The organism is Pseudomonas sp. Irchel s3f7, assembly GCF_900187615.1.
Taxonomy (GTDB): Bacteria; Pseudomonadota; Gammaproteobacteria; order Pseudomonadales; family Pseudomonadaceae; genus Aquipseudomonas.
Map to the genome: position 1 here is coordinate 1 of NZ_FYDO01000057.1, position 5,944 is coordinate 5,944.

The following is a 5,944-nucleotide window of genomic DNA, read 5'->3' on the forward strand; positions in this document are numbered from 1 at the left end:
CTGCGACCTGAAAGACCTGCTTGGCAAGATCGACCGCCACTGTCGTACAGGCCGACACATCGGTTGAAGACAGGGACTGTTTAAGCGTCGTATTCTTTTTCATGGACTCGCCCTCGCTGCCGTTGGCTTCTTAGACTGCCACCGTGGCGCATTGACGCCTCGGCGTGGGCGAGTCCATCCAATTACAGTTTGTTTGGTCAGCAGCTAAGCCTCCCAACCTGCCCCATTCACCGCCGCCTGCACCAGCGGGTGCAAATCCGCCCCCTGATGTTCCGTCTGCCAGGCCAGCAATTCCTTGCGCATGCTCGGCGCCCAGTACATCTGCAGATGATTGCGCACACTAAGCACCGCCTGCTTCTGGTCCGGTTGGGTGGCGAAGTACTGGGCGATCTGGTTGGCCATCTTGATCAGGTTGTCGGTACTCATTTGCGTACCTCGGCTTTCTCGGTGTGCCGACGATCCTTCAGCAACCGGTGCTGTTCATCACTGAACGCCTGGAAGCGCTTCTGCCATTCCGAAGGGTGATACACGCGGCTGACCTCCACGGCCGTTACCTTGTACTCCGGACAGTTAGTCGCCCAGTCCGAATTGTCGGTGGTGATCACGTTGGCCCCCGATTCCGGGAAGTGGAAGGTGGTGTACACCACGCCCGGCGCGACCCGTTCGGTGATCCGCGCACGCAATACGGTTTGCCCGGCACGGCTGCCGATGCCGACCCAGTCACCTTCGTTGATGCCTCGGCTCTCGGCGTCGGTCGGGTGGATTTCCAGGCGGTCTTCGTCATGCCAGGCGACGTTTTCGGTGCGCCGGGTCTGGGCGCCGACGTTGTACTGGCTGAGGATGCGCCCGGTGGTCAGCAGCAGCGGATAGCGAGCGTTGACCTTCTCCTCGGTGGGCACGTAGCCGGTGAGCATGAAGCGCCCCTTGCCGCGTACAAACTCTTCGATGTGCATGGTCGGCGTGCCGTCCGGTGCCGCCGCGTTGCACGGCCATTGCAGGCTGCCGTGGCGCTCAAGTTCGGCGTAGCTGACGTTGGTGAAGGTGGGCGTCAGGCTGGCGATTTCATCCATGATTTCTGACGGATGCTTGTAGTTCATCGGGTAACCGAGGGCATTGGCCAGAGCTACCGTGCCTTCCCAGTCGGCCTTGCCACCCAGTGGGGCCATGACCTTGCGCACCCGGGAGATGCGTCGCTCAGCGTTGGTGAAAGTGCCGTCCTTTTCCAGGAACGAACTGCCCGGCAAAAACACGTGGGCGAACTTGGCGGTTTCGTTGAGGAAAATATCCTGCACCACGATGCATTCCATAGCCGACAGGGCCGCGGTGACGTGCTGGGTATTCGGATCGCTCTGGGCAATGTCTTCACCCTGGCAATACAAACCTTTGAAGCGGCCCGCCAGAGCCGATTCAAACATATTGGGAATGCGCAGCCCCGGCTCAGGATGCAGGGTGACGTTCCACGCCTGTTCGAATTGTGTGCGCACGACTTCATTGGAGATGTGCCGGTAACCGGGCAACTCGTGGGGGAAGGAGCCCATGTCGCAGGAACCCTGAACGTTGTTCTGCCCCCGCAACGGGTTCACGCCCACGCCTTCGCGGCCGATGTTGCCGGTGGCCATGGCCAGGTTAGCGATGCCCATCACTGAGGTGCTGCCTTGACTGTGTTCGGTCACACCCAAACCGTAGTAGATCGCCGCATTGCCGCCAGTGGCATACAAACGTGCAGCGGCACGGATGTCCGCAGCGGGCACACCGCAGATCGGGCCCAGCACTTCCGGCGAGTTCTCCGCACGGCTGACAAATTCACTCCAGATCGCGAAGTCGCTGCCCTCACAACGAGCGTCGATAAAGTCCTGATTGAGCAAACCTTCATTCACGATCACATGGGCCAACGCATTGAGCATGGCGACGTTGGTGCCCGGCCGCAGAGCCAGATGGAATTCCGCGCGGGCATGCACCGTGTCCACCAGATCAATGCGCCGCGGATCGATGACAATCAGCCGCGCCCCTTCACGCAAACGGCGTTTGAGCTGCGAGGCGAACACCGGGTGCGCATCGCTGGGGTTGGCGCCCATCACCAGGATCACGTCGGCCTGCATCACCGAATCAAAACTCTGAGTGCCGGCAGACTCGCCCAGCGTTTGCTTCAAGCCATAACCGGTCGGTGAATGACAAACCCGCGCACAGGTGTCGACGTTGTTGTTACCGAACGCGGCGCGCACCAGTTTTTGCACCAGATAGGTTTCTTCGTTGGTGCAGCGGCTGGAGGTGATGCCGCCAATGGAGTCGCGGCCGTAGGTTTGCTGCAAACGACGAAATTCACTGGCGGCGTAAGTCACCGCTTCATCCCAGCTGACTTCCTGCCACGGGTCGCTGATGTGCTTGCGGATCATCGGCTTGGTGATGCGATCCGGGTGGGTCGCATAGCCCCAGGCAAAGCGCCCTTTGACGCAGGAGTGGCCGTGGTTGGCCTGGCCGTTCTTGTCCGGAACCATGCGCACCAATTTGTCGCCCTTAATCTCGGCACGGAACGAGCAACCCACGCCGCAATAGGCACAGGTGGTGATCACGCTGCGTTCAGGCTGGCCCAGTTCGACCACGCTTTTTTCCATCAGGGTCGCAGTCGGGCAGGCCTGCACACAGGCACCGCAGGACACGCATTCCGAATCGAGGAAGTTATCCCCACCAGCAGCCGCCACGCGGGATTCAAAACCGCGCCCGGTAATGGTCAGGGCAAAGGTGCCCTGGGTTTCTTCACAGGCGCGCACGCAGCGGTTGCAGACGATGCACTTGCTCGGGTCGTAATCGAAATAGGGGTTGGAGGTGTCTTTCACGTCCTCCAAATGGTTGTCGCCTTCATAACCGTAGCGAACCTCCCGCAAACCGACCTGACCGGCCACGGTTTGCAGCTCGCAGTTGCCGTTGGCCGAGCAGGTCAGGCAGTCCAGCGGGTGATCGGAAATGTACAACTCCATGACATTGCGCCGCAGCGTCGCGAGCTTGGGCGTCTGGGTGTGCACGCTCATGCCTTCGCTGACCGGCGTGGTGCAGGACGCCGGATAACCGCGCATGCCGTCGATCTCCACCAGGCACATGCGGCAGGAGCCGAAGGCTTCCAGGCTGTCGGTGGCGCAGAGTTTGGGGATGGTGGTGCCCAGCAGCGCAGCGGCGCGCATCACCGAAGTGCCTTCGGGCACGCTGATGCTGCGGTCATCGATGTTCAGGGTGACTTGCACCTGGCTGTCGCGGGCCGGCGTTCCGAGGTCAATGTCGGTTTTCGGGTCGAAGAGAGTGATCATTGTTCGGCCTCCGAGGCGTGCAGACCGAAGTCAGCGGGGAAGTGCTTGAGGGCGCTGGCCACGGGATAAGACGTCATGCCGCCCAACGCGCACAGCGAACCGTATTGCAGGGTGTCGCACAGGTCCTTGAGGATGATCACCTGCGCATCGCGACTGGTCTGATCCGGCGCGGCCAGCAAGCGATCGATCACCTCGACGCCCCGGGTCGAACCGATGCGGCACGGCGTGCATTTGCCACAGGATTCCTCGGCGCAGAACTGCATGGCGAAACGCGCCATGTGCGCCATGTCGAGGCTGTCGTCAGCCACCACCACACCCCCGTGACCGAGCATCGCGCCCATGGCGGCGAAGGCTTCGTAATCCAGCGGCGTATCGAATTGCGAAGGCGGAACCCAGGCGCCGAGCGGGCCGCCCACCTGTGCAGCCTTCAGCGGCCGGCCACTGGCGGTGCCTCCGCCGTAGTCTTCCACCAGCTCCCGCAGGGTCAGGCCAAAGGCCCGTTCCACCAGCCCGCCGCGACGCACATTGCCCGCCAACTGGAAGGGCATGGTGCCCAAGGAACGGCCCATGCCGTAGTCGCGATAGAACTGCGCGCCCTTGGCCAGAATCAGCGGCACCGAGGCCAACGTCAGCACGTTGTGCACCAGTGTCGGCAGGCCGAACAGACCCTTCAAGGCAGGAATTGGCGGCTTGGCGCGGACGATCCCGCGCTTGCCTTCGAGGGAGTCCAGCAACGCGGTTTCCTCACCGCAGATGTAAGCGCCGGCGCCGACTCGCACTTCCATATCGAAGGCCAAGCCGCTGCCGCCGACATTGGCGCCCAGGTAACCGGCAGTTCGAGCGATGTTCAGCGCTGCGCGCAACGTGACCACGGCATCTGGATATTCCGAGCGCACATAGATGTAGCCGAAGGTGGCGCCGACGGTAATGCCGGCAATCGCCATGCCTTCGATCAGCAGGAAAGGGTCGCCTTCCATCAACATGCGGTCGGCAAAGGTGCCGGAGTCGCCTTCGTCGGCGTTGCATACGATGTACTTCTGCGCAGCTTGAGTACCGCGCACCGTGCGCCACTTGATCCCAGCGGGGAAGGCCGCGCCGCCACGGCCACGCAGGCCTGAATCGAATACCGCCGTCGCGGTCTGCTCGCCGCCGATGCTGACGGCCCTCGTCAAACCTTCAAAACCGCCATGGGCTCGATAATCGTCCAGCGACAGCGGTCGGGTGATACCGGCGCGGGCGAACAGCAGGCGTTGTTGCGTCTTCAGATAGGGCAACTCTTCCACCAGGCCCAAGGCCAGGGGATGAGCGGATGGATCGCCTTTCAGCGCCTCAAGCACAGACGGCACATCAGCCGCCGTCAGCGGCCCAAAGCCGATCCGACCTTGCGGACTGTCCACTTCCAGCAACGGCTCCAGCCAATACAAGCCACGCGAACTGGTGCGCTGCAACTCCAGCGGAAAATTGCGTTCCTGAGCCAGCGTGATCAGCGCCACCGCCACCTCATCGGCTCCCACCGCACGGGCCAACGAATCACAAGGCAGATAAAGAATCGGCATCACGCGTCCTCCCGGCAAGCATCGAGCAACGCATCCAGCCGCTCGGCACTCAGCCGCGCATGCACCCGACCATCCAGCTCCAGCGCCGGCGAACAGGCACAAGCGCCAAGGCAATAAACAGGACGCAAACTGATACTGCCATCGGCACTGCTACCGTGATCATCCAGTTGCAGACGCTCGCGCAACTGCGCGGCAAGCTGCTCGGCACCACGGCTCTGGCATGACTCGGCCCGGCATAGCCGCAAGATATGCCGCGCGGGCGGCGCTGTACGAAAGTCATGGTAAAAACTGATCACCCCCCGCACCTCGGCCTGGCTCAGATTCAGGGCATGGGCAATCTCGGGGACGGCGGCATCGGGGACGTAACCGATACGCTCCTGAATATCATGAAGAATGGGCAACAGCGCACCCGGGGTGCCCTTATGGCGCTCCAGCAGACTGTTGACCACAGGCAGGTGCAACAACTCATCAGGCATTCAGCAATCCTCACGGTCACGGACAAACCAGGCGGTTGTCGGTTGTCCGAAAGTGTCGGCTGCGGCATTCACACCACGTCACGGTATCGTGGATTTCAGGCCGGTGGCCAGGGCACCCTTGGCGGGCATCTTGTTGTGCCCGATGCGGTCTTCGCCACACCTCTACTGGGCATAAAGGGCAGCTTGCCACGCGGCTATTGATCGACCTGTACCAAAGCGACGTGTTTGGTTCTGCCTACGACTCTCCATTAAGTCTAGATGAGTGCCGAGTGGGGCGTTCACACACCGGCCTAATGCCCGGAGGGCGTGTCGAGGGGGGATGTATAGCAAGCATTCCAGGTGACAAGAAGCATCAGAATCGTGGGCAATTCTACGGAGCAGATGCGTTGATCCATTGCGCGGGGGTGTCAGAAATTTTGTGTTCGGGCATAACATGAGTAAGAGGTGCATGTATGCCAACCAAAAAGAAACCCGCGTTGCGAGAGTTACCGAAAATCCCGAAAGAGCTGCTCGAGCAATTCACCGATGGACCGATGACCGCTGAAGCCATTGAGGACGCCTCTGCGGCGTTCAAGAAGGCTTTGATCGAGCGAGCCCTCAGTGCTGAGCTTGG

General features: G+C 61.5%; 4 protein-coding genes and 1 pseudogene. 1 reads left to right on the forward strand and 4 read right to left on the reverse strand.

What is annotated here, in order from left to right:
* Positions 1 to 204: 204 nt before the first annotated feature.
* Genes CKW19_RS28010 through CKW19_RS28025 form a run of 4 tightly spaced genes read right to left on the reverse strand, consistent with a single transcriptional unit; the run spans position 205 to position 5,331 of the window.
* Positions 205 to 426 carry a formate dehydrogenase subunit delta gene (locus CKW19_RS28010; RefSeq protein WP_095061760.1) on the reverse strand — a complete coding sequence of 74 codons (222 nt, stop codon included), beginning with the start codon at positions 424 to 426 and terminating at the stop codon, positions 205 to 207.
* Entirely contained in the window at positions 423 to 3,299 is a 2,877-nt protein-coding gene (gene fdhF / locus CKW19_RS28015) for a formate dehydrogenase subunit alpha (RefSeq protein ID WP_095061761.1), read from the reverse strand. The genes CKW19_RS28010 and fdhF overlap by 4 nt, the downstream gene beginning before the upstream one ends.
* Positions 3,296 to 4,855 (reverse strand): NADH-quinone oxidoreductase subunit NuoF, encoded by a 1,560-nt coding sequence (locus CKW19_RS28020; protein WP_095061762.1) that lies wholly within the window; start codon positions 4,853 to 4,855, stop codon positions 3,296 to 3,298. The genes fdhF and CKW19_RS28020 overlap by 4 nt, the downstream gene beginning before the upstream one ends.
* A complete protein-coding gene (locus CKW19_RS28025; RefSeq protein WP_095061763.1) occupies positions 4,855 to 5,331 on the reverse strand; it encodes a formate dehydrogenase subunit gamma in 477 nt (158 codons plus the stop codon). Before CKW19_RS28025 ends, CKW19_RS28020 begins: the two co-directional genes overlap by 1 nt.
* Positions 5,332 to 5,783: 452 nt before the next feature.
* Between CKW19_RS28025 and CKW19_RS28030 the strand changes: the two are divergent.
* Positions 5,784 to 5,944 (forward strand): annotated as a pseudogene (locus CKW19_RS28030) (IS256 family transposase); the annotation flags it as partial.

Excerpts from the sequence above, each read along its gene's own strand:
- CKW19_RS28020 (WP_095061762.1), bottom strand. The coding sequence starts at position 4,855 with ATGCCGATTCTTTATCTGCCTTGTGATTCGTTGGCCCGTGCGGTGGGA.
- CKW19_RS28025 (WP_095061763.1), bottom strand. The coding sequence starts at position 5,331 with ATGCCTGATGAGTTGTTGCACCTGCCTGTGGTCAACAGTCTGCTGGAG.
- CKW19_RS28010 (WP_095061760.1), bottom strand. The coding sequence starts at position 426 with ATGAGTACCGACAACCTGATCAAGATGGCCAACCAGATCGCCCAGTAC.
- fdhF (WP_095061761.1), bottom strand. The coding sequence starts at position 3,299 with ATGATCACTCTCTTCGACCCGAAAACCGACATTGACCTCGGAACGCCG.